This is a genomic window from Pseudarthrobacter sp. HLT1-7, assembly GCF_059383435.1.
The window spans coordinates 49,894-73,424 of sequence record NZ_JBWZCH010000017.1 but is presented as its reverse complement, the minus strand read 5'-3'; the positions used below and the strand labels follow the sequence as shown (position 1 = coordinate 73,424).

16 protein-coding genes are annotated in these 23,531 nt (G+C 63.3%); 6 read left to right on the top strand and 10 right to left on the bottom strand.

Annotated features, from left to right (window positions below; translation table 11 throughout):
* Positions 1–100: 100 nt before the first annotated feature.
* Positions 101–997, bottom strand: a complete 897-nt coding sequence (locus AC50X6_RS15270; RefSeq protein ID WP_494967030.1) for an ABC transporter permease — start codon at positions 995–997, stop codon at positions 101–103.
* Complete coding sequence (locus AC50X6_RS15265) at positions 994–2,715, bottom strand: glycosyltransferase family 4 protein (RefSeq protein ID WP_494967029.1); 1,722 nt, start codon at positions 2,713–2,715, stop codon at positions 994–996. Before AC50X6_RS15265 ends, AC50X6_RS15270 begins: the two co-directional genes overlap by 4 nt.
* Before the next feature lie 1,005 nt (positions 2,716–3,720).
* Between AC50X6_RS15265 and AC50X6_RS15260 the strand changes: the two genes are divergently transcribed.
* Positions 3,721–4,224 carry a DUF3515 family protein gene (locus AC50X6_RS15260; RefSeq protein ID WP_494967028.1) on the top strand — a complete coding sequence of 168 codons (504 nt, stop codon included), beginning with the start codon at positions 3,721–3,723 and terminating at the stop codon, positions 4,222–4,224.
* Between the two features lie 3 nt (positions 4,225–4,227).
* Here the strand turns inward: AC50X6_RS15260 and AC50X6_RS15255 are convergent, their stop codons facing one another.
* The 7 genes from AC50X6_RS15255 to leuC all read right to left on the bottom strand — a co-directional run bounded on the left by AC50X6_RS15255 (position 4,228) and on the right by leuC (position 13,593).
* Complete coding sequence (locus AC50X6_RS15255; protein WP_494967027.1) at positions 4,228–5,376, bottom strand: D-alanine--D-alanine ligase family protein; 1,149 nt, start codon at positions 5,374–5,376, stop codon at positions 4,228–4,230.
* 2 nt (positions 5,377–5,378) lie between these two features.
* On the bottom strand, positions 5,379–6,431 hold the full coding sequence (locus tag AC50X6_RS15250; RefSeq protein ID WP_494967026.1) for an NAD(P)H-dependent glycerol-3-phosphate dehydrogenase: 1,053 nt from the start codon (positions 6,429–6,431) through the stop codon (positions 5,379–5,381).
* Complete coding sequence (locus AC50X6_RS15245; protein WP_494967025.1) at positions 6,428–7,252, bottom strand: lysophospholipid acyltransferase family protein; 825 nt, start codon at positions 7,250–7,252, stop codon at positions 6,428–6,430. The genes AC50X6_RS15250 and AC50X6_RS15245 overlap by 4 nt, the downstream gene beginning before the upstream one ends.
* A gap of 11 nt (positions 7,253–7,263) precedes the next feature.
* On the bottom strand, positions 7,264–8,589 hold the full coding sequence (gene murA, locus AC50X6_RS15240; RefSeq protein WP_494967024.1) for a UDP-N-acetylglucosamine 1-carboxyvinyltransferase: 1,326 nt from the start codon (positions 8,587–8,589) through the stop codon (positions 7,264–7,266).
* Positions 8,590–8,739: 150 nt separating this feature from the next.
* Entirely contained in the window at positions 8,740–11,307 is a 2,568-nt protein-coding gene (locus tag AC50X6_RS15235; RefSeq protein WP_494967023.1) for an AMP-binding protein, read from the bottom strand.
* Positions 11,308–11,523: 216 nt separating this feature from the next.
* Positions 11,524–12,126, bottom strand: a complete 603-nt coding sequence (gene leuD, locus AC50X6_RS15230; RefSeq protein WP_494967022.1) for a 3-isopropylmalate dehydratase small subunit — start codon at positions 12,124–12,126, stop codon at positions 11,524–11,526.
* A gap of 12 nt (positions 12,127–12,138) precedes the next feature.
* Positions 12,139–13,593, bottom strand: a complete 1,455-nt coding sequence (gene leuC, locus AC50X6_RS15225; protein ID WP_326965506.1) for a 3-isopropylmalate dehydratase large subunit — start codon at positions 13,591–13,593, stop codon at positions 12,139–12,141.
* A gap of 124 nt (positions 13,594–13,717) precedes the next feature.
* Between leuC and AC50X6_RS15220 the strand changes: the two genes are divergently transcribed.
* Both AC50X6_RS15220 and AC50X6_RS15215 read left to right on the top strand, forming a co-directional pair.
* Entirely contained in the window at positions 13,718–14,437 is a 720-nt protein-coding gene (locus tag AC50X6_RS15220; RefSeq protein WP_326965507.1) for an IclR family transcriptional regulator, read from the top strand.
* 17 nt (positions 14,438–14,454) lie between these two features.
* Entirely contained in the window at positions 14,455–14,991 is a 537-nt protein-coding gene (locus AC50X6_RS15215) for a DUF1697 domain-containing protein (RefSeq protein WP_494967021.1), read from the top strand.
* 29 nt (positions 14,992–15,020) lie between these two features.
* Here the strand turns inward: AC50X6_RS15215 and AC50X6_RS15210 are convergent, their stop codons facing one another.
* Positions 15,021–17,804 (bottom strand): FG-GAP-like repeat-containing protein, encoded by a 2,784-nt coding sequence (locus AC50X6_RS15210; protein ID WP_494967020.1) that lies wholly within the window; start codon positions 17,802–17,804, stop codon positions 15,021–15,023.
* Between the two features lie 881 nt (positions 17,805–18,685).
* Here AC50X6_RS15210 and AC50X6_RS15205 point away from each other — a divergent pair.
* The 3 genes from AC50X6_RS15205 (at position 18,686) to AC50X6_RS15195 (ending at position 22,640) form a co-directional block, all read left to right on the top strand.
* Positions 18,686–19,369 carry a hypothetical protein gene (locus AC50X6_RS15205; protein WP_494967019.1) on the top strand — a complete coding sequence of 228 codons (684 nt, stop codon included), beginning with the start codon at positions 18,686–18,688 and terminating at the stop codon, positions 19,367–19,369.
* A 145-nt stretch (positions 19,370–19,514) separates the two neighbouring features.
* Positions 19,515–19,904 carry an ATP-binding protein gene (locus AC50X6_RS15200; RefSeq protein WP_494967047.1) on the top strand — a complete coding sequence of 130 codons (390 nt, stop codon included), beginning with the start codon at positions 19,515–19,517 and terminating at the stop codon, positions 19,902–19,904.
* Positions 19,905–20,540: 636 nt separating this feature from the next.
* Positions 20,541–22,640 carry a DUF6270 domain-containing protein gene (locus AC50X6_RS15195; RefSeq protein WP_494967018.1) on the top strand — a complete coding sequence of 700 codons (2,100 nt, stop codon included), beginning with the start codon at positions 20,541–20,543 and terminating at the stop codon, positions 22,638–22,640.
* The last annotated feature ends 891 nt before the right edge of the window (positions 22,641–23,531 follow it).

The window sequence follows — 23,531 nt, the reverse complement described above, 5'->3', positions numbered from 1 at the left end:
AGAGGACGACGACGACGCGTCCCGGCTGCGGCTCTTCGTCCAGTAAGTCATGCTGACCTTGTCGATGACGACGGCCGGCGTGCCCTGGATAAAGTTCAGGTCAGAGTTCTCGCCCATAGGTTTCCTCTCCCTTCCAGAAGAAGACCGACCCCAAGGCAAGGGCGGCAATAGCCCAGAGGGCAAGAATAGTCCAAGCCTGCCACGAACCGACGCTCCCGTAAAGGAGGCACTCCCGCGCAAGGTATAGGACGTTGTACAGGGGGTTGTATTCCATGAGTGTCTTGATGGCCGGCATGGAGTCGAATCTGTCGATGGAGAAGAACAGGCACGACGTATACATCCATAGCCGCATTGCGTAGGAAATCAACTGGCTGGCGTCGTTGAAGACCGAGACCACCCTGGCCAGGATGAGGCCAACGCCTAGATTGAAGATGAATTGCAGCACGACTAAAGGAATTAATAGCAGCCATCGCCAGGAAATCTCTTCGGAGGGCGGCAAGACGATGACCAGGATGAGCATCGTGATCAAAACCGGAATATTCGAAAGAAACTCACGGACATTGGTGGCCACGACCATGCTCGCGCGTGGAAACTGGAACGCGTGAATAACGTTCTTGTTTGCAGTGATAACGCGGGATGACGACGTGATGGCACGAGTCGACATCTGGAAAAGGAACACGCCAATTATGAGATAGGCGACAAAATTGTCAATGCCGCCCCCGGAATTCAGCAGCACCCCCATAATAAGATAGAACATCAGCCCGTTCAGGAGCGGGCCGAGGACGAGCCAGGCCCGGCCCAGCCGGTCTTGCTCGTTGCCGGTCTGCACCCGCGACTGTGCATCGTAGTAGATGAAGTGCCGGTAGTCCCAAAGCGACACCAGGTAGTCGAGGAAAGGCGGCCTGGCACCGACCCGGCGTAGGTCGCGCAGGTTGACTGAAGTGGCGACCGCAGTTGGTATCGGCCCCTGCGGGACTGCCGAAGTATCAGTGCTCAAATTCGAGCCTCCATTAAATGCTCATAGGCGCCGGCCAGGGTTAGCGCGTTCGCTCCCCACGTCCGGCTTTCCAACACGGCCTGTCTCCCTGCCTGGCCCAAGAGGGCTCTTAACTCCTCGGAGTCGAGGAGCCGTTCCAGTTTAGCGGCCAAGTCCCGGGGGTCCTCCGCCGTCGCGATCAGGCCGTTCGCGCCGTCCGTCACAATTTCTTGCAGGGCTGTAAGCCGGCTGGCAACTACGGGCCGCGCGCACGCCAACGCTTCAACCGGTTTGAGTGGTGTTACCGAGCGGGTGACATCAAGGTCCTTGCGCGGGACCACGAAGACATCCAAAGCCTGATGGAAAAGGTGGGCCTTGTCGCGTGGAACGCGCCCCGGAAAGATGATGCGGCCGTCGAAACCGCTTCGCCGGGCCAGTCGCTTCAGGGATGGCAGCGATGCACCATCGCCAACGATCAGCAGACGAAGGTCGGGAATCTTGGGTGCCAAGAATCCGAAAGCGGCGATCAGGTCATCGATTCCCTCGTACGGTACCAGACTGCTAACAGTGCCGATGTAGGTTCCCTGTTCGGGAAGGCCCAGCTCTCGTCTGGCCGTGCGTGCGTCCAGCGGTTCTTCCAGGAACTCCCCGCCAACACCATTCGGCGTGATGATGATTCTGTCCTCTGCAATGCCGGAGACAACGATGTTCGCCTTCATAGCCTCCCCCAGTGTCACCACGAGGTCCGCCGCGGCCATGACCTCAGCCTCGCGCTGCTGGAACAGTAGGTATTTTTCGCTGTCGCGGGCAGCCTTCCCCCGGGTGGAAGCCCAAGTATCACCCAACTGGCCACGGACTTCGTAGACCCAGGGGATGTCCAGTGCCTCCGCCACCGCCCGGACCACCATACCGTTGACGAAGTGGGTAGTGGTATGCAGAACGCTCGGCCTGAACTCCAAAGCCACGCTCAGCAGTTCCTCAGCCTGTTGCTGGAGACGAGCATCCAGCGTCGCCGCCAGACGAGCCGGGAGGAGCCGCCGGTAGCGCAGGCCGTCCACAACGTCACTGGAGCCGGCCCGCAGCTTTCCGACCTGCACGGGATAGCCGAGACGCGTGACAGCAAGGATGTCCCACCCAGCCTGCTGCTGGGCCAGCATGATGGAGTGGGAACGCTGAGCGTAGCCACTGGCCGTGTGGGGCAGGGAGTTGGTCAGGAAGTGAAGCACCCTTCCGGGGATGGGAACATATTCGTGCCGGACCAGCGAGGGCGCAGCCCCTTTCAGGACAGCCAGCTCACCCACGAGGCGCGCAAGCTGCCGCCGTCTGTGCCAACGAGAGCCTTCGAGGACGGCCACGGCGCCACTCACGGCGCCGTCGTGCCACTGCCTCCGCGCCTGGGCAGCCTTGAGCCCGCGGGAATGCCGTGCGCCTGACAAAAGAGCATCCGAAAACTCCGGCAGATTCGCGGCGAGTGCGATGTCGGCGAGCCTCCGCGCCCGTTCGCCGCTGACCTCGTGATCGACGGCGAGCTGGAGCCGGCGGGCCACATCCCGCTCGTCACCGCTCGTGATTGACGCCAGCACTGCCGGAATTGCCGTAGAACTCTCCCCTGCCGCCGCAGAAACAATACGTGCCAGCGGATGGACAAGCGATGCAGGCAAACGTCTGGACAACTGGAGGAACAGCACCATGGGATCGTCTGTGAGGTGCTGCAGTGCGGTGAGCGCGGCGAGCCGCACGTTAGTCAGGAATTGGATCATCGAGTGGCTGCAAAACAAAGGCGGCCGGGCCCCGGTTGACCGGCCATAGTCCAGCTAAGGGCTTCTTCGGGCACCACGATCAGTTACTTTCCTGCCTTTGCGGCCAGGCCGCGGCTCTTCCCGCCAAGAAACCTGAAATACGCGAACCCGAGTCCAAGCAGAATCATTACGGTAATAACTTGCACCGACAGCGGACTGCCGGTCACAGAGGCGACTGCGGCTTGGATTTCTGCCGTGACAATCGTGGGAGGCACGGCCGGAGCGGCCACTGCGGCAGGTTCCGTTGTACGTGCCGGTGCTGGGGTCGTAGAAGGTGTCGCCTCGGCTGTTGCGCTTGCCTCTTGGGACGGCTGCTGTGCCGACGGCTGGACGGCCGGAACGACGCCGGGCAGCGGCGCAACCACAGCAGCCGGTACTTGTGGGGCGGGGACAGGCGCACTGGGCACCTCGCCGGCCGGCGGGGATGCGATGAAAGCGGGCGGGATTTCCACCGGAGCCGGGGCGAGCTCGGGGGGCTGTACGGGTGCTGGCTCAACGGGCGGCGGGTCAACCGGCGCGGGATCAACGGGCGCCGGGTCAACCGGCGCGGGCTCAACCGGCGCGGGATCAACCGGTGTCGGCTCAACCGGAGCCGGAGGCGTTGGAGTAAGGACAACCGTCAAGGGGTCCGGGAGAACAGCGTCGTCAGCGTAGGCTGATGGTGCGGCAACGCCCAGGCTTAGGGCCAGCAGAAGAGCACCCAAGCCAGCGCGTACTGACCTTGTTTTCTGGCTGCACGACTTCATCGACAGACCCTCCCCCACGTACGAGATTGAATAGAATGTGCGCGGTTCTGGCCAAAAGTAACGTTCTTGTCGGCAGCGCCGCAGAGTTGCACGGTTCCGCCAAGTCTACTAGACGGTACAGCGCGGGATGGCCAGAAAAGCATCTGCCGGGGTGGCGGACCCGGCGGTAGGGGCTGTCAGGCAGGGATAGGCTTGACGAATGCACCAGTTCCGCGCCCCGGCTTCCGCACGTCCGCTCCGGCTTCTGGCGGCCGCGGCAGCCGCGGGGCTCGCCCTGAGTGCCTGCGCACCGGTAGTCGACGTCGCGCCCGCCAAGGACGCGGCGAATGCCGCCTGCGCCCCGATGATGGTGGCCCTGCCGGACGCCATCGGCGAAGCCGGGCTGCGCAAGACCAACAGCCAGGCCACCGCTGCGTGGGGCGATCCGTCCCTTGTGGTGCTGCGCTGCGGCGTGAACGTCCCGGGCCCCACGACGGACCGCTGCGTGAGCGTCAACGGCGTCGACTGGGTCATCAAGGAGGGCAGCCCGGTCTGGACGCTGACCACGTTCGGCCGCGAACCGGCCACCGAGATCCTGATGGACCCGGACAGGATCAGTTCGGCCACTGTGCTGGCTGATCTCGCCGCCGCCGCCGCGAAGGTCCCCGCGACCCGGAACTGCGTGGGCCAGGCCGACCTGCAAAAGCTGCCGCCGAGCAAATAGCCCCTAACGCAGGCCGGTCTTGCGGTGCAGCGCCAGGTGGATCAGTTCGTCGATCAGCTCCGCGTAGCCCAGACCGGAGGCCTTCCACATCTGCGGGTACATGCTCTTGGGCGTGAACCCGGGCATGGTGTTGATCTCGTTGATAATGAGTTCGCCCTCGGGCGTGTAGAAGAAATCGACCCGGCTTAGCCCCTCGGCGCCGACGGCGTCGAACGCGACGGCGGCCAGCTCGCGGACCCGGGCGATGGCCTCGTCGGGGAGGTCGGCCGGGCAGCTGAGCGCGGCGGCGTCGTCCTCCACGTATTTGGCGTTAAAGTCGTAGAACTCGTGGCCGCCGCCGGCCACGGAAATCTCCCCCGGCATGGACGTCCGCGGAGCGTCGGTCCCCCGGCCCTCCAGCACGGCGCACTCGATCTCGCGGCCCACAATGCCGGCCTCGATGACCAGCTTCGGATCATGTTCACGGGCCGCCTCGATCGCGGCGTCCAGGTCCAGGAGCGAATCCACCTTGGAGATGCCCATCGAGGAACCAGCCCGGGCCGGCTTGACGAACACCGGGAAGCCGAGCTGATCCACGCGCTTGCGGACGGTCTCCGGGTCATTGAGCCACTGCCGGTCCGTGACGGCGATGTACGGCCCCACCCGCAGCCCGGCGGACTCAAACACCACCTTCATGAAGTGCTTGTCCATGCCGACGGCGGAGGCCAGCACGCCGGCACCCACGTAACGGGTGTCGGACAGCTCCAGGAAGCCCTGGATGGTGCCGTCCTCGCCGAACGGGCCGTGCAGCAGCGGGAAGACTACGTCCACGGCGCCCAGTTCCTGCGGGACCGCGTTCGGGGAGGCCACGATCAGCTGGTGCTCGCCACCAATTTCGGCCAGCGCCACGGTCTGCGACGAGGACGCCACCTCGGGCAGCGACGATGCCGAAAGTGACCAGTCGTGGGTGTCGCCGGTGGCCAGCACCCACTGCCCCGTTTTGGCGATCCCGATCGGGATGACCTCGTACTTGGTCTGGTCGATGGCGCCGAGGACGCCGGCCGCTGTCACGCAACTGACGGCGTGTTCGCTGGAGCGGCCGCCGAACAGCACCGCCACGCGGGGCCTTGACTCGCCGGTCCGGCCTGCTGTGGTCACGTTGTCTTCCGCCACGCTCAATAGTCGCCTTCGGGTTTCAGGTTCCGGGACAGCAGCAGCGGCCCCAGTTCGTCGACGGACAGTTTTCCGGCCAGCACCGCGACGACGGCCGCCGTGATGGGCATCTCGACGCCGAGTTTACCGGCAAGTTCGTGGACGGCCTGCGCGGACTTGATGCCCTCGGCCGTCTGCGTCATTTCCGCCGTGACCTGGTCCAGGGTCAGCCCCTTACCGAGCAGCCGCCCCGCGGTGTGATTCCGGGACAACGGAGAGGAACAGGTCGCCACGAGGTCGCCCAGGCCCGCAAGGCCCGCCATCGTCTGGGCCTCGCCGCCCAGGGCCAGCGAAAGTCTTGACGTTTCCGCGAGGCCGCGGGTGATGACCGATGCCTTGGTGTTGTCGCCCATCTGCTTGCCTTCGCAGATGCCGACGGCCAGGGCAATGATGTTCTTCACGATCCCGCCGATTTCGACGCCGACGACGTCCGCGGTGGTGTACGGACGGAAGTACGGGGCGGTGCAGCTGCGCGCAATCCAGCCCGCCGCGGAAGGGTCTGTACAGGCAACGACGGAAGCGGTGGGCTCTTCGCGGGCGATCTCCATGGCCAGGTTGGGCCCGGAGACCACAGCGACGCGGTTTGCCGGGATGCCCAGCTCTTCGCAGATGACTTCGCTCATCCGCGCATCGGAATGGAGCTCAAGGCCCTTCATCAGTGAGACGACGAACGCGCCAGGCGCCACCAGGTCCTTCCATTCGCGCAGCTGCGGCCGCAGGGTCTGCGCCGGCACGGCAAGCACCACCAGCTCGGCGCCGGCAAGAACCTCGGCCACGTCTGTGGACGCGGTAATGCTGGGCGGCAGCGGGGTGTCTTTGAGGTACTGCGCATTGCGGTGCTTGAGGTTGATCTGCTCCACGACTTCGCGACGGCGGCCCCAGAGGCGGATCTCACGCTCGACGCCGGATGCGGTGGCGGCGTCGGCGAGGACCTTCGCAAAGGTGGTGCCCCAGGAACCGGCCCCGAAGACGGCCACCCTGGTGGCGGAGTCCGTTCCGCCGATATCCGCCGTCATCTGCCGTCGTCCGCGGGGGTTCCTGTGCCGCCGTCGTCCGCGGTAGTTCCTGAAGATCCGCCAGCGGAACCGCCGGCGGCCCCGCCGCGCTCGATGAAGCGGCCGTGGGGGGACTGCTTGTGTGCCGAGGGGTCCCAGCGCACCAGGGGCGGCTGTCCGCCGCGGAGGGTGGCGAGCAGCTCGGTGATGGCGTCCATGATGACGTTTGTCGCCTCGCCCAGGGTCGCACCATCCAGGGGCCGTCCCGCGAAGGCGCTGAGGTCCACGGGTTCGCCGACTACCAGGCGCGAGGTCTTCCGCGGGAAGATGTGGAAGCGTTTGGCGTAACGGGGGAAGACCTCGTGGGCTCCCCAGTGGGCGATGGGGACCACCGGGATGCCGCTCTCAAGTGCCATCCGGGCGGCGCCGGTGTGGCCCTTCATCGGCCACAGCTCGGGGTCGCGGGTCAGTGTGCCTTCGGGGTAGATGATGATGGCACCGCCCCCGTCCACGACTTCCTTAGCGATCTGCAGCGAGCGGTTCGCCCCCGCCGAGGACCGCTCCACCGGGATCTGCCTGGTGTTGCGCAGCACCGTCCCGAGGACCGGAACCTTGAAGAGCCCGGCCTTGGCCAGGAATCGCGGCATCCGCTTCTGGTTGTAGAGCATGTGCGCCACCACCAGCGGGTCGATCTCGGTGCAGTGGTTGGGTGCTGCGATGAAGCCCCCGGCGGGCAGTTTTTCCAGGCCGATCCACTTTTTGGCCATCAGCAGGTTCATGGCGGGCCGGACAATTCCGGCCGCGATGACAAAGGTGATGCGGCTCCTGGCCGTTTCCTTCACTTCGGTCCCCGCTACTTATCTGAGGTGATGTCGAAATCGGCGCCCAGGCCGGCGAGCTTTTCGGTGAAGCGCTCGTAGCCCCGGTTGATGATGTCGATTCCGGTGACCCGAGAAGTTCCGGTGGCGGCCAGGGCCGCGATCAGGTGGCTGAAGCCGCCGCGCAGATCCGGCACGTCGATGTCGGTACCGGTCAGTTGGGTGGGCCCGGAGATCACGGCGGAGTGCAGGAAGTTACGCTGGCCGAAGCGGCATGGCACGCTGCCGAGGCATTCGCGGTGGACCTGGATGTTGGCGCCCATCCGGATGAGGGCCTCGGTGAATCCGAAGCGGTTCTCGTAGACGGTCTCGTGGACGATCGATACGCCCTCGGCCTGGGTCAGCGCGACGATCAGCGGCTGCTGCCAGTCGGTCATGAAGCCGGGGTGCACATCCGTTTCGAGGACCAGCGGGTTGAGCTTGCCGCCGCGGTGGTAGAAGCGGATGCCGTCGTCGCCGATGTCCATGCCGCCGCCCACCTTGCGGTAGGTGTTGAGGAAGGTCATCATGTCGCGCTGGGTGGCGCCTTCGACGAAGATGTCGCCGCGGGTGACAAGGGCGGCCGAGGCCCAGGAGGCGGATTCGTTGCGGTCCGAGAGGGCGCGGTGGTTGTAGCCGCCCAGGCTCTGGACGCCTTCGATCCGGATGGTGCGGTCCGTCTGGACGCTGATGATTGCGCCCATCTTCTGCAGCACGGCAATTAGGTCCACGATCTCCGGCTCGGTGGCCGCCCCGGAAAGCTCGGTGATGCCATCGGCGCGGGTGGCGCTCAGCAGGACCTGCTCGGTGGCGCCGACGGACGGGTACGGCAGGGAGATTTTGGCGCCCTTGAGGCCGTGGGGTGCGGAGATGTGAATGCCGCCGGGGCGCTTTTCCACGACGGCGCCGAACTGGCGCAGTACATCCAGGTGGTAGTCGATGGGGCGGTCGCCGATCTTGCAGCCGCCGAGGTCCGGGATGAAGGCCTCGCCGATCGCGTGGATCAAGGGTCCGCACAGCAGGATCGGGATGCGGGAGTCGCCGGCATGGGCATCGATGGCCGTGTGGGAGGCCGTCTTCGCGTTGCTCGGGTCCAGGGTCAGATCCCCGGTGGCGGGGTCCTTCTCCACAGTGACACCGTGGATCTGGAGCAGGCTGGTGACAACCTCGACGTCCTTGATTTCCGGGACGTTGCGCAGCACGGACGGTTCATTGCCCAGCAGCGCGGCCACCATCGCCTTGGGGACAAGATTCTTGGCCCCCCGCACGGTGACGCGGCCGGTCAGCGGGACGCCTCCGCGGATTGTCAGAACACTACTCATATACCGGTTTCCTCACGACTACTCGCCCCCAAATCCTTACAAAGGCACCTGCTAAGCATAGGAGCTTGCGTTACCGATCTGAAATACTGCGTGCTTACGGCTGGTGTGATCCCCGCCGCCCACCCCTTCAATCCAAACTGCAACGCGGGGTCACCTACGGCCCATCCCAAGCCGCAGGACGGGCCGTAGGTGACCCCGCGTTGCGGTGGCGGGGCGGGTCCGACGACGGGTGACCATGCTGATCACGCGCATGCAGACCGCCCAGTATGCCACCCCGGCGGCAAGCGAGGCTGCCACGGCCAGCAGAGGACTGAACGGGGCCAGCAGCGGGTAGACCAGCCAGTGGACCAGATATGCGTAGAGGGAGGCGCTGGCCAGCAGTATCGTCACGCGTCGGAGGGCTTTCGGCACGGGAATGCTGGGCAGCCAGATGAGCAGCAGGATTCCGATGAGTAACGTGTATTCACGGTTTGCGTCCTCAAAGAACCCCGGAACGGTCAGGGCCGCGACGGCGGAGACGGCGCAGCGCTGGGCCACGTTCCGGGTCCGTGCAATGGCCCAACCCATCGCGAAGAGCCAAAGCGCCGGCGCCGTGTGCGGCACACCAGGATCGATCACGTCATAGCGTGTCAACAGCCCGGCTCCTGTGAGTGCCAGCGGAAAGAGGAGCGGGAACCGCTTTTCAGCGCGGTCCGCCGAGGGAACCGCGAGCAGGGCAGTCATTCCCACGAGCAGGTAGACAAGTACTTCGACGAACCAGAAGTGCCACTGCGTGGTCACCGTCTCCGGTCCGAGGACGGCGTTCAGGAGCAGGATGTTGGCAGGGCTGTAGTTATCCGTGATCAGATAGGCCACACCGATGAAGGCCACACTGGGCACGACGACTCTGGCCAGGCTGGCCAGCTGCCGCCGAAGGCGCGGGAGCCGCTTCCCGGAAAGCTGGAACCGCGCGAAGTTGTAACCCGCCACCGCCATGAGCACGTGGGCCGCGCCTTGCCACCTGAACAAGCCGACGTGGGTGCTGACGATCAGGATGATGGACACGGCCCTCAACATAATGCCGGTTTCGATCGGAGCGAAGAACCGTCGCACCCGCCGGACCGGCACTTCCCGCTGGCTTGGTTCCAGGTCGCGGACCGTCGTCACGTGCCAATCCCGCGGGAGGTGCCCCAACACCTGTTCCAGCCTGACGGACGCCGCGACGTAGGACAGTGAGTCCCCGCCGAGCGAGACGAATGTGTCGTCGTCGGCGATGTCAGCGCACTCCAGTGTGTCCGCGAAGATTTTTCGGACATTGTCCGGACCCGCGACAGTGCCATTCCCGGGCGCAGGCTCCGCCGGTTCAGGCCGCGAGAGCGCAAGGACCGCGGGGTAGTCCAGTTTGCCGGTGGCCAGCCTGGGCAGATGTTCGACGGCGTGCACCTCGAGGGCCGCACGCGGCAGCCCGACGCCTTGGGCGAGAACCTTGGCCAGCAGGTGAGGGTCGTGCCCGCCTTCGACGGCGACAACCAGCCCGTCGTCGGTACCGGCGCTGGCCGCGTGTACTCCGAGGTCGGCAAGGATCCTCTCCACCTGCCCGAGGTCAACGCGCAGCCCCACGATCTTGACGAACCTGCTGCGCCGCCCCACCACTTCGTAGACTCCGGCGGGATGCTTCCGGGCGAGGTCACCGGTGCGGAGCTCGCCGATGGTCCGGCCCTTTCCGAGGTCCTCCGGACTCTCTGCGTAGCCGAGCATGACATTTGGGCCGGTGTACACGAGTTCCCCGTGCTCCAGCCCGGGGACCGGGTCGATCCGGAAGGAGCCGCCGGGCACCGCGATGCCGATGGCGCCGGGGACGTCTGCTGCGAGTCCCGGCGGCAGGTAAGCCATCCGGGCGGTGGCCTCCGTTGCGCCATACATAACGAAGAGGTCCCAGCCGCGCCGGCAGCCGAGCTCGGCAAAACGGCGCACCGCGTCGGGGGCGAGCCGGCCCCCGGCCTGGGTCACGTAGCGCAGGCTGGGCAACTCCATCTCGGCGAACCCCACCCGCTCCAACAGTTCGAACGTGTACGGGACGGCTGCGAACGACGTCGCACCCGCACGGCGGAACAGGTCCCAGAAACAGGGATCAACAACCGACAGGCCGGTGAGCACCAAGCCCGCCCCGCGGAGCAGGTGACTGTTGATCACGGAAAGCCCGTAACAGTAGGACATCGGCAGGGTGGTGGCCGCTGTGTCGTCCGTGCCTATCCTCAGGTACTGGGCAATGGACTCCGCGTTGGACTGCAGGTTGGCTTGCGAGAGGCGCACAAGCTTGGGAGAGCCGGTGGAGCCGGACGTGCTGAGCAGCAGGGCGAGGTCAGGGTGCAGCGCGTGCCGTGTGCCGGGCCTGCGCTCCTCCAGGACGGTCTGACCGTTCACGGACCGCACAAGGACGTCAGGATCGTAGGCCGCTACCAGGGACTCCAAGGCTGCCGGTTTGTCTTCCGGCAGCAGGATCAGGGGGTGCCCGGCTGCCAAGGCTGCCAGGTAGGCGACCAGGGAGTCGACGTCGTTGGCGGCGGTCAGCGCCACGAGGCGCCTCCCGGTGCCGAGGCGGAGGGCGAAGGCATCAACGCGATCCGCCAGCTCCCGGTAGGTCAGGGTGAGGCTCTCGGTGAGAATTGCGGGCCTGTCCCCATAGCTCGCAAGTTCCGCGGCAAAGGAGACCTGCGCTAAATGAAGGTCCGTGGTCACTCGAACGATGTTATTAGACAAGCCTTACCTAAACAAAATTAGGCTACAGAATGCTTGCGTAATCATTCTGGGTGGGTATCCTCCCGAACCAGGAGGCGGCCCGCCGTCGTCCCGGCTGCACGAAGAAACAACGCGGGGTCACCTACGGCCCATCCGAAGCCTCGGGATGGGCCGTAGGTGACCCCGCGTTGCTATGTGGTGGTGGGGTGGAGAGTGTCAGGAGAGCTTTGCGGGCACGGTCTTGGGCATAAACGTCGGCCGGGTTGCCTCGAAGGCGGTGATGTCTTGCTCGTGCTTGAGGGTCAGGCCGATGTCATCCAGGCCCTCCAGCAGGCGCCAGCGGGTGTAGTCGTCGATCTCGAACGGCGCCACGAGGTTGCCGCACTGCACCGTCCTGGAGACGAGGTCCACAGTGACCGCGGTGCCGGGGGCGTTTTCCAGTTCCTTCCAGATGAGTTCGATGTCATCCTGGGCCAGTTCGGCGGCCAGCAGGCCCTGCTTGCCTGAGTTGCCGCGGAAGATGTCGGCGAAGCGGGAGGACAGCACGGTCTTGAAACCGTAATCCTTGAGGGCCCAGACGGCGTGTTCCCGGGAGGAGCCGGTGCCGAAGTCCGGGCCGGCCACCAGCACGGAGCCGGCGTTGAAGGGTTCCTGGTTCAGGATAAACGCCGGATCCTTGCGCCAGCCCGCGAAGAGCGCGTCCTCGAAACCCGTGCGCGTGATGCGCTTGAGGTAGACGGCCGGGATGATCTGGTCCGTGTCGACGTTGCTCTGGCGCAGCGGGACACCGATGCCGGTGTGGGTGGTGAACTTTTCCATGGCGGGATCCTCTTAGGCGGCGTCGGTGCGGATGGCGGCGGACTCCGGAGCGGGGTCCAGGTCCGAGGGCGAACTCAGGGTGCCGCGCACCGCGGTCGCCGCGGCCACCACCGGGGAGACCAGGTGGGTGCGGCCGCCCTTGCCCTGGCGGCCCTCGAAGTTGCGGTTGGAGGTGGAGGCGCAGCGCTCCCCCGGTTCCAGCTGGTCCGGGTTCATGCCCAGGCACATGGAGCAGCCGGCAAAACGCCACTCGGCCCCGAAGTCCGTGAAGACCCTGTCCAGCCCCTCGGCCTCGGCTTCAAGGCGGACCCGGGCGGAACCGGGCACCACGAGCATCCGGATGTCAGGGTCCTTGGTCCGGCCACGGATGATGTCGGCGGCGGCGCGGAGGTCCTCCATCCGGGAGTTGGTGCAGGAACCCAGGAAGACCGTGTCCACCCGGATGTCCTTCATCGGGGTGCCGGCTTCCAGCCCCATGTACTGCAGGGCCCGTTCCGCCGCGGCCTTGGCGTTTTCGTCGCCGAAGTCCCCGGGCGAGGGCACCGTCGCGGAGAGGGACACACCCTGGCCGGGGTTGGTCCCCCACGTCACAAACGGTTCCAGGGTGTCGGCGTCGAGGTCCACCTCGACGTCGAACGCCGCGTCGTCGTCGGTGCGCAGCGTGGTCCAGTATTCGACGGCGGCGTCCCAGTCCGCACCCTGCGGCGCGTGCGGGCGACCGAACATGTAGTCGTACGTGGTCTGGTCCGGGGCGACGAGTCCGGCGCGGGCGCCGGCTTCGATGGACATGTTGCAGATGGTCATCCGGGCTTCCATGGACAGCGCCCGGATCGCGGAGCCGCGGTATTCGAGCACGAAGCCCTGGCCTCCGCCGGTGCCGATCTTAGCGATGACGGCCAGGATGATGTCCTTGGCGGACACACCGGGCCGCAGGGTGCCCTCGACGTTGATGGCCATGGTCTTGAACGGCTTCAGCGACAGCGTCTGGGTGGCCATGACGTGCTCCACCTCGGACGTGCCGATGCCCATCGCGAGTGCGCCGAAGGCTCCGTGCGTGGAGGTATGCGAGTCGCCGCAGACCACGGTCATGCCGGGCTGGGTGAGACCGAGCTGCGGGCCCACCACGTGCACAATTCCCTGTTCGGCATCACCGAGGGAGTGCAGCCGGACGCCGAATTCCTGGCAGTTGTTGCGCAGGGTCTGGATCTGGGTGCGGCTGGTCAGATCCGCGATTGGCTTGTCGATGTCCAGCGTGGGAGTGTTGTGGTCCTCGGTGGCGATGGTGAGGTCCGGCCGGCGCAGCCTGCGGCCCGCGAGGCGCAGGCCTTCAAACGCCTGCGGGGACGTCACCTCATGCACCAGGTGGAGGTCGATGAAGAGCATGTCCGGTTGGGCGTTGGCTCCTTCGCCGTCGCCCTTGCGCACCACGTGTGCGTCCCAGACTTTCTCGGCCAGTGTCTGTGCCACGGCCTTCTCCCTTCACTGCGGTGTTGATTCTTGCCGGCTGGTTATCTCCACTGAATCAGCACTCCCGCGTAATGCGCCAGCGAGTGGACTTGCATCTCAGATAATGAGACGGCAATATCATTACATGGACAGTTCCAGTGGAGTCGGTGTCATCGATAAAGCGGCCCATGTGCTTGACGCACTTGAGGCCGGCCCTACCACCCTGGCGCAGCTTGTTGCGGCCACGGGACTAGCGCGGCCCACCGTGCACCGGCTGGCGTTGGCGCTGGTCCATCACCGGCTGGTCAGCCGCGACATCCAGGGCCGCTTTGTGCTCGGCAGCCGCCTTGTGGAGCTGGCCTCCGCCGCCGGCGAGGACCGCCTGATTGCCTCCGCGGGCCCCGTCCTTGTCCAGCTGCGCGACGCCACCGGCGAGAGCGCCCAGATTTTCCGCCGGCAGGGTGAGTGGCGCGTCTGCGTCGCCTCCGCCGAACGGCCCATTGGCCTCCGCGACACCATTCCCGTCGGTACCCAGTTGTCCATGAAGGCCGGATCCGCCGCCCAGGTACTGCTCGCCTGGGAGGACCATGACCGTCTGCTGGAAGGCCTGCACGCCGCCCGCTTCACGCCCACCGTGCTGGCCGGAGTGCGACGCCGGGGCTGGGGACAGAGCCTAGGCGAACGCGAGCCCGGGGTCGCCTCCGTGTCGGCCCCCGTCCGCGGTCCGTCCGGCCGGGTGATCGCCGCGGTGTCCATCTCCGGCCCGATCGAACGCCTCACCCGCCAGCCCGGCCGGCTGCACGCCGAAGTGGTCTGCAACGCCGCGCGTGTCCTGACTGAGGCACTGCGCAAGACCAGCGACTGACTGCGTAGGCTGGGCGCATGAACAGCTATGCGGTCTTCCTGCGCGGGGTCAACGTCGGCGGCATCACCATCAAGATGGCCGGACTGAAGCAGGCCCTCAAGTCCCGGCCGTTTTCCGGCGTCAAAACGCTCCTGGCCAGCGGAAACGTGGTGCTCGCCAGCGACCTGGATGCCGGGCGGGTCAAGCAGGAATTCGAGGCCTGCCTCCGGGAGACGTTCGGCTACGACGCCTGGGTGGTGGTCCTGGCCGCTGACCGGGTGGCAGAACTGGTTGCCGCGTGTCCCTACCCCGCGGACGATGCCTCCACCCACACCTATTTCACGCTGGCCTCGGATACGGACGTCCTCACCGAGCTCTTCGAAGCCGGGAGCGCCCTGGACGGGGCGGAGCAGACGCGGCTGGGACCAGAGGCCATGGCCTGGCTGGCGCCGGTGGGCGGCACCCTGGACAGCCCCTTCAGCAAGCTCTCCTCGACGACGAAGTACAGAGCGGCGACCACCACCCGGAACCTGCGGACCATGATCAAGGTCCGAGACGCAGCGGCCCTTTTGTAGGCGGGCCCGCTGCTATGTATGGTCATTCGTTAACTGCTGGCCAACTTGTGGCTCTTCATCAGAAACGCATACTTGATGGGCGTTCCCACAGCACCGCCCGCCACGTCGGTATAAGCGACCGCGCCGGCAGTATCTATTCCGACAATTCCGTTGTGATCGGTTTTGTGGCCGACGACCGGCGAGAAAGCTGACATGCCGGAGTAGCCACCTGTACTAAGGCGAACCGGCGACCGGGAAATCTGTCCGCTGGTAGTCCTGGCATAGCGGTACAGAGAGCCACCCTCGTTTACTATCAACGCGGACGCCGTCGTTCGGGACGGCACCAGCATCACCATTGGCTTGTTGCTCCAGCCCGAGCCAATGGCCGTTGACTGGCCTAGTGCGCCTGACGTCAGGATGGGCCAGGAAAGCAACTGTCCGCTGATTCTGTCCGCCGACACGACAGCGAGTTGTGTCCCCCACACGCCGACCGCAATCCTCCTGTTGTGCCAGCCGCTGGCGCCTAGCGTCACCGGGCCAGCAAAACTACCTCCGCCGATGCCCTTAAAGAGTTGAAGCTTGCCGTCAGCGCGGGAAGCCAAGATGTCAAGTGTGCCGTCCCCGTTCCAATCCACCACGTGGCAGGACCGGATATCTGTACCAAACGCGGGAGCTGCACGGATCGGCGATGCAAACTTCCCCTCGCCCAGTGACCGCGCCACGTAAAGCCAGCCGTCGGCCCCAACGGTGACGAGATCGGCGGTTGACCGAATCGTCGGCTTCTGGGCCGCATCGATCTCAACGACATTAGTGCCATTCTCGGCGAAGTACAGCCGGTTCCGACTCGTGACTAACATGTCCGTGTACTGCCCCCGGAGGATTTCTTTCCTGGTCCGAGATTCAGTATCCAGAACAGTCGCCGTCCCCCCGCAGAGATGCACGATCGAATTCAATTGGGGGAGGTAGGCGATACTGCTGGTCCTGTAGCCCGCTACCGCGCGCCGATTGAACAACTTGTAAGTGGACACCAGATTTCCATTTGTCTTGTCGACTCTGAAGACGCCGTTGTTGGTGCTCACATACAGCAGTCCCCGAACAAGGAGAGGGCTGTTGATCTCGACTTCGCCGGTCAGCGGCCGCTTCCAAGCGAGACGGCTTTCCCGGACGTTCCAGGCAAAGACGTGTGCCGGCTTAGTGTCATCCACCGATCCGTAGCCGCCCTTAATCCCCGTGGTGCCGTAGACAAGGTCGCCTTCGCCAGCCAGGCCGAGGACAGATTGGCCTGGGATGGGGCCGCTGACCACGTTGATATCTGCATCGTTCAGCGGGTTGATTATTGTCAGAGCGCCGTTGTTGTATCCATACTCCGCTACGGTGCCCGCGACCACTTTGTCGGCGGCACGAGCCCAGGCGAAGGGACGGGACTGCAAATATTTCTCGCGTAGTTCGATGAGCTTTGTGATGCTCTTGGTCTGAGGATTAAACCTAAAGAGGCGCCCGGCTCCGTACGACCCAACATAAACGGTTGTGTCGTCGTACTGGAACATCCCTTCGATTTGGACGATGCCTGTATCGGCGGCAGAACGCCAAAGTTCCCGTGAGACTAGGTCCACTGATCCGATTCCGTCGCCCAAGGAACCCCCGAAATATATGCTGGTCCCGGACAGTGACGCTGCGAGGGCCTGAACTTTGAGTGGCGTGTCAGAAAAGGCAGATTTCACGGCTTGGATTACCGTTTTCCGTGCGACTGCGACCTTGGCGTAAATTTGCTGATGACCCGAGGCACAGAGGACGTTCACGATCGGGAGTCCGTTCGAACTTTCCACACTCAAAGCGCTAGGCGCGCCGGGAACAGTGCAAACGCTCTCGGCCGCCATGGTGCTGGGGTCAATTTTCATGAGTTCGTGGGTGCCGGCTGTGGACCGAACTGCATAGACGTGACCACCGGCCGGCAACGCCGCTGAGCTGCGCATCGTGGGGATCCAGGTCCACGGTGGCGACTTCCAGGCCGCGGCTGCCAGGTCGTATACCCTGAATAATTCCTTGCCGAGGGCGCCTTGATAGTACACGAAGAGCGTTCCGGAATGGGCTGCAATGTTGTAGACAAACCCTTCCGTCGCCGCACCGGGCAGCGCGATTTCCTGTAATTCCGCTGGACGGTCCGTGTGCCAGGCCACGATACGAGGGTTCGCCGCGCCCGTCCCCGCATAAACATTGTCGTTAGCGTCGATGGCTAGGCTTCGGACATACTGTGCGGCTGCATGCACTCGTGGCGTATGGACGGTCTCGCCCGTGGTCGGATCGAACCGGGTGGCGTTGCCGGTCGGATAGTTGCCGGTCCAAATCCTGCCTTTCGAATCGACCGCCCTGGCAAAAGCAACATTGGTTGTCCCTGGCGCGGCGCTGTAAGCGTCAGTAACGTGCCCTGAAAGGCTCACGCTCTTGACTATCGCCGAAGCACCAAAAGCAAGAACGGCGTCGGTCGATGGCTCGTAGACTACCCGGCCCGCGCCGCCTCCCGCTCCTGGGAAGGGTGTTGACGAAAGTTCAAGCTGCCCGGTAGCGACATCGACGACTTGAACCTGGCCTGCAAGTCCACGGCAGGCGGCGGCGAGCTTCAGGACTCCGGCCCGGTTTCGGAAGAAGACGGCGTTTGGATTTGGGCTGCTCTTGAAAACGTTTACGTACCGACGCAAAACGAGAGAAGGCTCAGTTCCAACTGTGGACAGCGGAACTTCGGTGCCTACCGCGTCCAGGGAGGTCGTCGGAACGTTCGCTATGGCGGTGTTGTTTCCGACATATAGTGCTGCACCTGCCCCTACGCCGACGGCCAATGATAGAAAGCTGCGTCGCCCTACATCTCTCACTGGATACATCTCGGCTAGCCGTCCTCGTCAAGGAACTACCGGTTGTTTACTAGTGACGCTAGCGAGAGGGGCTTGGGAAAACCTTCAGGGGAGTGCCCCGGCCTGCGAACCTCTGACTTCATATTCCAAATAGGAGGCGAAAAAAATCAATGAAGCTGAAGGTTCCAAGATTCGATTCACTGCCGGATGCCACCGACGCCCCAAATCACGCGATGACGAGACCTAGAAGCCGAAGCCGGCGTGGCAGGAAAGACCCGACCGCCGCGCAGCTTGCCGGGACAGTCCGGGCTAAATATTCAATGCTTTGCCATCCGTTCGCACTACAACGGGATGGATTCTATTCGGCCTCATTCACCCACTGAGGTTTCGCCTCTGACTGACGAGGTGGTTGGCATGGGTATGGCCCTCTGTAGTGGCCCCACCTTTGGGGCTTTTAGTCGCTTGAGTTGGCCCCCTCGACCCGCCCGTAGCGTTCCCTCTAACGTCCAAGACTGAGAGAACGGAACGGGTTTGAAAGAGAGAACGACAGTCGAACAATTCGAGCGTATCCGCCGCGATGCAAGTAAAAGATATGTCTGTCCGAGAGCTGGCCCGGGTCCAAGGTGTGCATCCGCGCACGGAGCGTGCCGCGCTGGCCGACTCAACGCCGCCGCCGCGCAAGGATCCGGTCCGCTGATACCCGGCCATGGGCCCGTGGCTGAAAATCATCAGGGGGTGGCTGGACGCTGATCTGCAAGCGCCGCGCAAGCAGCGCCATGGCGCCCGGCGGGTCTGGCAGCGGCTGATGTACGAGCACGGGGCCGCCGTGGCGGAACTCACGGTCTCCCATGCCGTGGCGAAGATCCGGCGTGAACTGGTGGGCCCCCCATCGATATCGCGGTCCCGCAGACCCATGCCCCGGCGCGGAAGCGGAGGTCGATTTCTGTAAGTTCCAGGTCCTGATCGGCGGGATCATGGTCAAGCTGTTCATGTTCGTACTGCGCCTGTTGCATTCGGGCCGGGCAGTGCATGTGGCGTATACCAATCAGGCCCAGGAATTCTTTTGGGACGGGCACAACGTGGCCTTCGAACGGCTCGGCGGAGTCCCGTCGAAAATGATCCTCTACGACAACTTGACCCCGGCTGCGATCCGGGTGGTGTTGGGGCGGGAGCGGGTGGAGTACCCGCGGTTCATCGCCAGGAGGTCCCACTACGGTTTCGACTCATTCTGTTGCATCCGGCGCATTGAAGGGGCCCACGAGAAGGGCGGCGTGGAGGGCGAGGTCGGCCGGTTCCGACGCCACCGGGTCACCCCCCGCGCCCGGGTTCGCGACGCTGGCGGATTTGAACGGGTTCATTGCTGCCTGCGAGGACAGGGACGACCACCGGGTGATCTCCGCCCGCCCGGTCATGTCGGTGCCGCGGCCGCCGCCGAGACCCCGGAGCTGGTGCCGCTGCCGCTGCCGCTGCCGTCGGATGTTATCGAGGCGGGGCCCACCGTCTCGGTCCCAGCCATCCAAATGGCAGAGGTCTGTGTGCGCCAGTGCTATTAGTCCGTGCCGGTAGGCCGGCCGGCGGGTCAGTGTGCGGATCGGGGCGGCACTCATCGAGGTCTTCGCCGACGGCAGGCGGATCGCGGCTCACGTATGCGCCGTCCACAAGTACACCCATGTGCTCGAACTCGTCAAGTAAGCGGATATCCGAATACTTGACGAGGTGGGCTACGTCGAGCTCGACACCCACGGAGCAGAGCTGCTCTTCCAGATCATCACCGCCCGGGAAGAAAGGGCATCCATCGCCTTCGCCTCCAACGCCTACTTCAGCGAGTGGGGCCAGACCTTCACCGACCCCCGCCTCGCGGCGGTCATCGTGGACAGGCACACGTTCCGCGGTCACGTCGTCAAAACCGGAACCGATTCCTACCGCCTCAAGACCACCCGCCAAGTACAGAAAGAATACCCCCGACGCGCCGGCGGCCACGCCGGAAACCCTACCGGGGGCGGGGGACGAAACGAGCGACTAACCCGGGGCCAAATCACCTTGCTACTCCCCCGTCATACACGCCGCTACGCAGAGGTTTTCATGTGAGGCATCATATCCGGCTATGCCGAGGATTTTTTACGAGTCAGCGCTGGTTAAACATTTCCATTTACCGTGGGGTAGCATCGGCTCGTCAGCTATTGCCTTTCAGGGGGATCAATGCATACCGTTATGCCTATGTCCGGTGCCCGTCCGGTTGGGATGGCGCTAAGCGTCACGGCCCTGAAAGAGTCCGCCGACACCGAGCGCCGTGCGACCGATCCCTAGGCTACGGAAAGTACACGTCATTGGCGCACTTAGTGCCCATTGATCCCAGTGGAGGCGGAAGTCGACCCGGCAGCCAGTACCCATCACGCGGAACAACAACGAACGGCTTGAACCAGCGCATGCGGGCACCGTGACCCTAATTGGCACCGACGAAGAGCAGAGGGACAAATAGGTGGACCGCCAGGTGACCAACGATGAGCCCTTCGACACCTTAGGCAACGCCGTTAACACCCATGGAGACGGCAAGGCGGGTGGGCGGACTGTTGCCGCCGTCGCGCAGCTACTGGGTATCGGAAAGCGAATCAACATCTAGTAGGAAGGCAATTCAGGGCGACCCGGTACGTTAGCGGGTCGTTGTCACCGCTGGACGAGCACTCGCGATCCGCGAAGTAGCGCAGCAACCTTAGGCGAGTGATTATGGCAAGTATTTATATTTATGGCAGCTGCGTCTCGCGTGACGCGTTCGAATATTTGGACAAAGCGGGCAACGAGTTACTTGGGTACACTGCGCGACAGTCACTAATCAGCGCCGTCAACGAACCCTATGCAGCTGATGCAGCTAGTGGAAAGCTCTCGAGCCCTTTTCAGATCAGAAACCTTCAAGGTGACTTCGATGGAGATCTATTCCAGACGCTAACTGATATGGCTGATCGTGCCGATTTCGTTTTCTGGGATCTCACAGATGAGCGACTAGGAGTTATCGAAGTTCGCGACGCCACTTACGTTACTCGCTCCACTGAGTTGGTTCAGAGCGCAATACTTGGCGATCAGGCAGATCGCCACTGGATCCGGTTTGGTAGCGACCGACATTTGGCGCTCTGGAGGAGTGCTGTGATCCGGTTCGCCGACTTTGTCAAAGCAAACAATCTCGAGTCGAAAGTTGTTCTGTTCAACATCCCTTGGTCCATGCATGACGATGAAGGCAAGGCCCTAGGCAGGTACTGGGCGATGCTACCGGATGAAGCAAACAACCTGTTCGCTCGTTACGTCGCCGTCATACGCGAGCATCTCGACGTGTTTTGCCTTGATCTTCCTTGGCAATCGACGGTATCGAATCGCCAGCACAAATGGTCGTTGGCGCCCTACCACTATATGGATGCGGTATACGACGGTATTGCCAACCGCCTTGCGGAACATCCGAACCATGTGGCTACGCAGCCTAACCGTCCGAGAGCGGACAATGACGGCCCTGAGTTCGCGTCCGGCAGGGGGACGTGGCATGACGCAGTCGATGCGCCACTCCGCGTGGTGGTTTCTCCGGGCGCCGGTTCTTTTGGCATTGAATTCGAAGCTCATAGCCGCCTCCCGAAAGGTCGCCATTTATTGATTTCTTTGGAGCTCCACGGTGCAACCGAAGTAGATCTCTCTGAATGCCGTATTTCCAAGTCTGGGCATGAGAGTATCGGTTACTTCCGCTATGTGGAAGTCGATGCCGGCCAGCGTACCTACTTCGCGTCTTTCGGCCTCCCAGCAGGCGTCACCTGCACTTCTATTTCCGTTGTGGGCTGGCATGTCGCCAGCGGCAGCGTCTCCCTGCGCGGTCTCACTGCCTTCGCCGCGCAGGGAAACACCGCGAGCAATGATCACGGAGATCAAATCACGGACGATGGAGATCGAGCACCGGAAGACGGTCACATACTCCCCCGCGTTTGGGGAGACACTGACTCGAGGGCTCTCATTCTCACGACGCGCTTCAGTCTTTTCCTGCCCCAAAATGCCGCGTGGTATGCCTCTAATGGGTCCAGATTCCCCAGCGCAGACGACTACGCGGCCTATCTGTATAGCCCAGGACGCCTCGACCCGAGGATGGAGATATTCATTGGCATGTCCCTCCCAGCGATTGCGCTGATTGCAGAACGTCATCTGGTTCTACATCGTGTTCAGTATTCTCGATCCCTGCCGGATAAGTACCTGGAACAACTTCAGGGAGCCGTGGAGCAGTATCCTTTCATGCAATTAGAACTTGTCGACGAAGAGGGCAATCCTGGCAAACCAGAAATGATCAGAGAGTTCATCTCCCGAGCAGCCAAAAGCTCCAACATGGTCTTCGGTGATGCACGCTTAGACGATGACGATGTATTGTCATGCGATTTCTTCGACCTTTGCTCGCGCTATCTCACTCGCGATCACGTGGGTTACGCAATTTCTTTGGCTAAAGGACTGACTGGACTATTTGAAGACGGAAAAGTTACCTCTCTGCGACGTGTTGTCCAACCTAAGATCGCTATCGGCCTCATGACGGTTGGCTATTTTGACGCCCAGACAGGAACGATTCAGCAGACATTTATTGGGTCTCACCCGACCGTAGACGAGCGGATGCCTGTTATCCTAGATTCGACAGTACCCAGCTATTTATGGATGAGGCATCTTGAGCAGGATTCGGTTCTTCAATTGGATCCGCACCAGGCGCGAAAGATTGTCGAGCATTCTCTGAGTCGCTTCGAACCTCAGACCGCTGACGGGTCCGTAGTAGGCGCATTTCCGACCGTGCCATTTGATGGACTCCAGCCAAACTAGTTAGGTTGCGACGGAAGCGGAGTCAGTCCTATTCGGGCTAACGACATTGCTGTTTACTTGGTGTGTTTGTATTAACTTTTTGGCATGGAGCGTGGCGTACGAGTGACTCCCGAGGGTCCTGAGTGGTGGCGTGACCACGTGGCGGATAGGACTAGTTGGTACGGGGAGTCCATGTTGTTGGTACTGCTGTTCCAGCGACCTGGTACCGGCCGGGGCGGCGGCTTGGCTGGCCCGGCCGGTACTTGTTTTCGCCGCGGGTCCGGTGGGGGTATATTCCCAGTAGCTGGTGGTTGATTTGGCTTCCTGGTTGTGCAGCCGTCGCATGTCTACTTCGCCGAGGTTGAGTGTGCGGGACTGGTTGGCGAGCCGGTTCATGGTGGAGTAGGCGGCGACCTTCTCGGGCAGAGCTTCGACCCAGTAGGCCGGACCGGATTGGCTGACGTCGCCGTTCCGCAAGAGAAACACGCGAAAACGACCGCAATACCAACTACAGGGAAAGCAGCACCACCTACGTGGACTGCCCGTACCAACTCCGGCTATCCGCCAACCACGCCTCGGTCGGCATTTTCACGCTGTTTTCACCGCCGAGAGGTAGAGTCGCCGCGGTGATTGAGCGGACAGGGTCCCAGGCCTCTTGACATATCGATTTAGTTTTTGCAGACTGCCATCCTGTTATTGACGGTTAGCGGAGAACCCGCCCGGTGCCGGGGTAGCGGGCTTCGGTGCGGTGAGATGTTAGCAGATCTCGGCGACGGCCTTCGTCGGCTCTTCAAGGTTCCCGGGGAAATAGGTTCGTGTTGTAGATAGCAGAGGACTCGTGGTTCTGCTGGGATGAGTGTTGTCTACGCATTCAACCTGAACAGGAACCACGAGCCTTGTTAGAGCCTACTG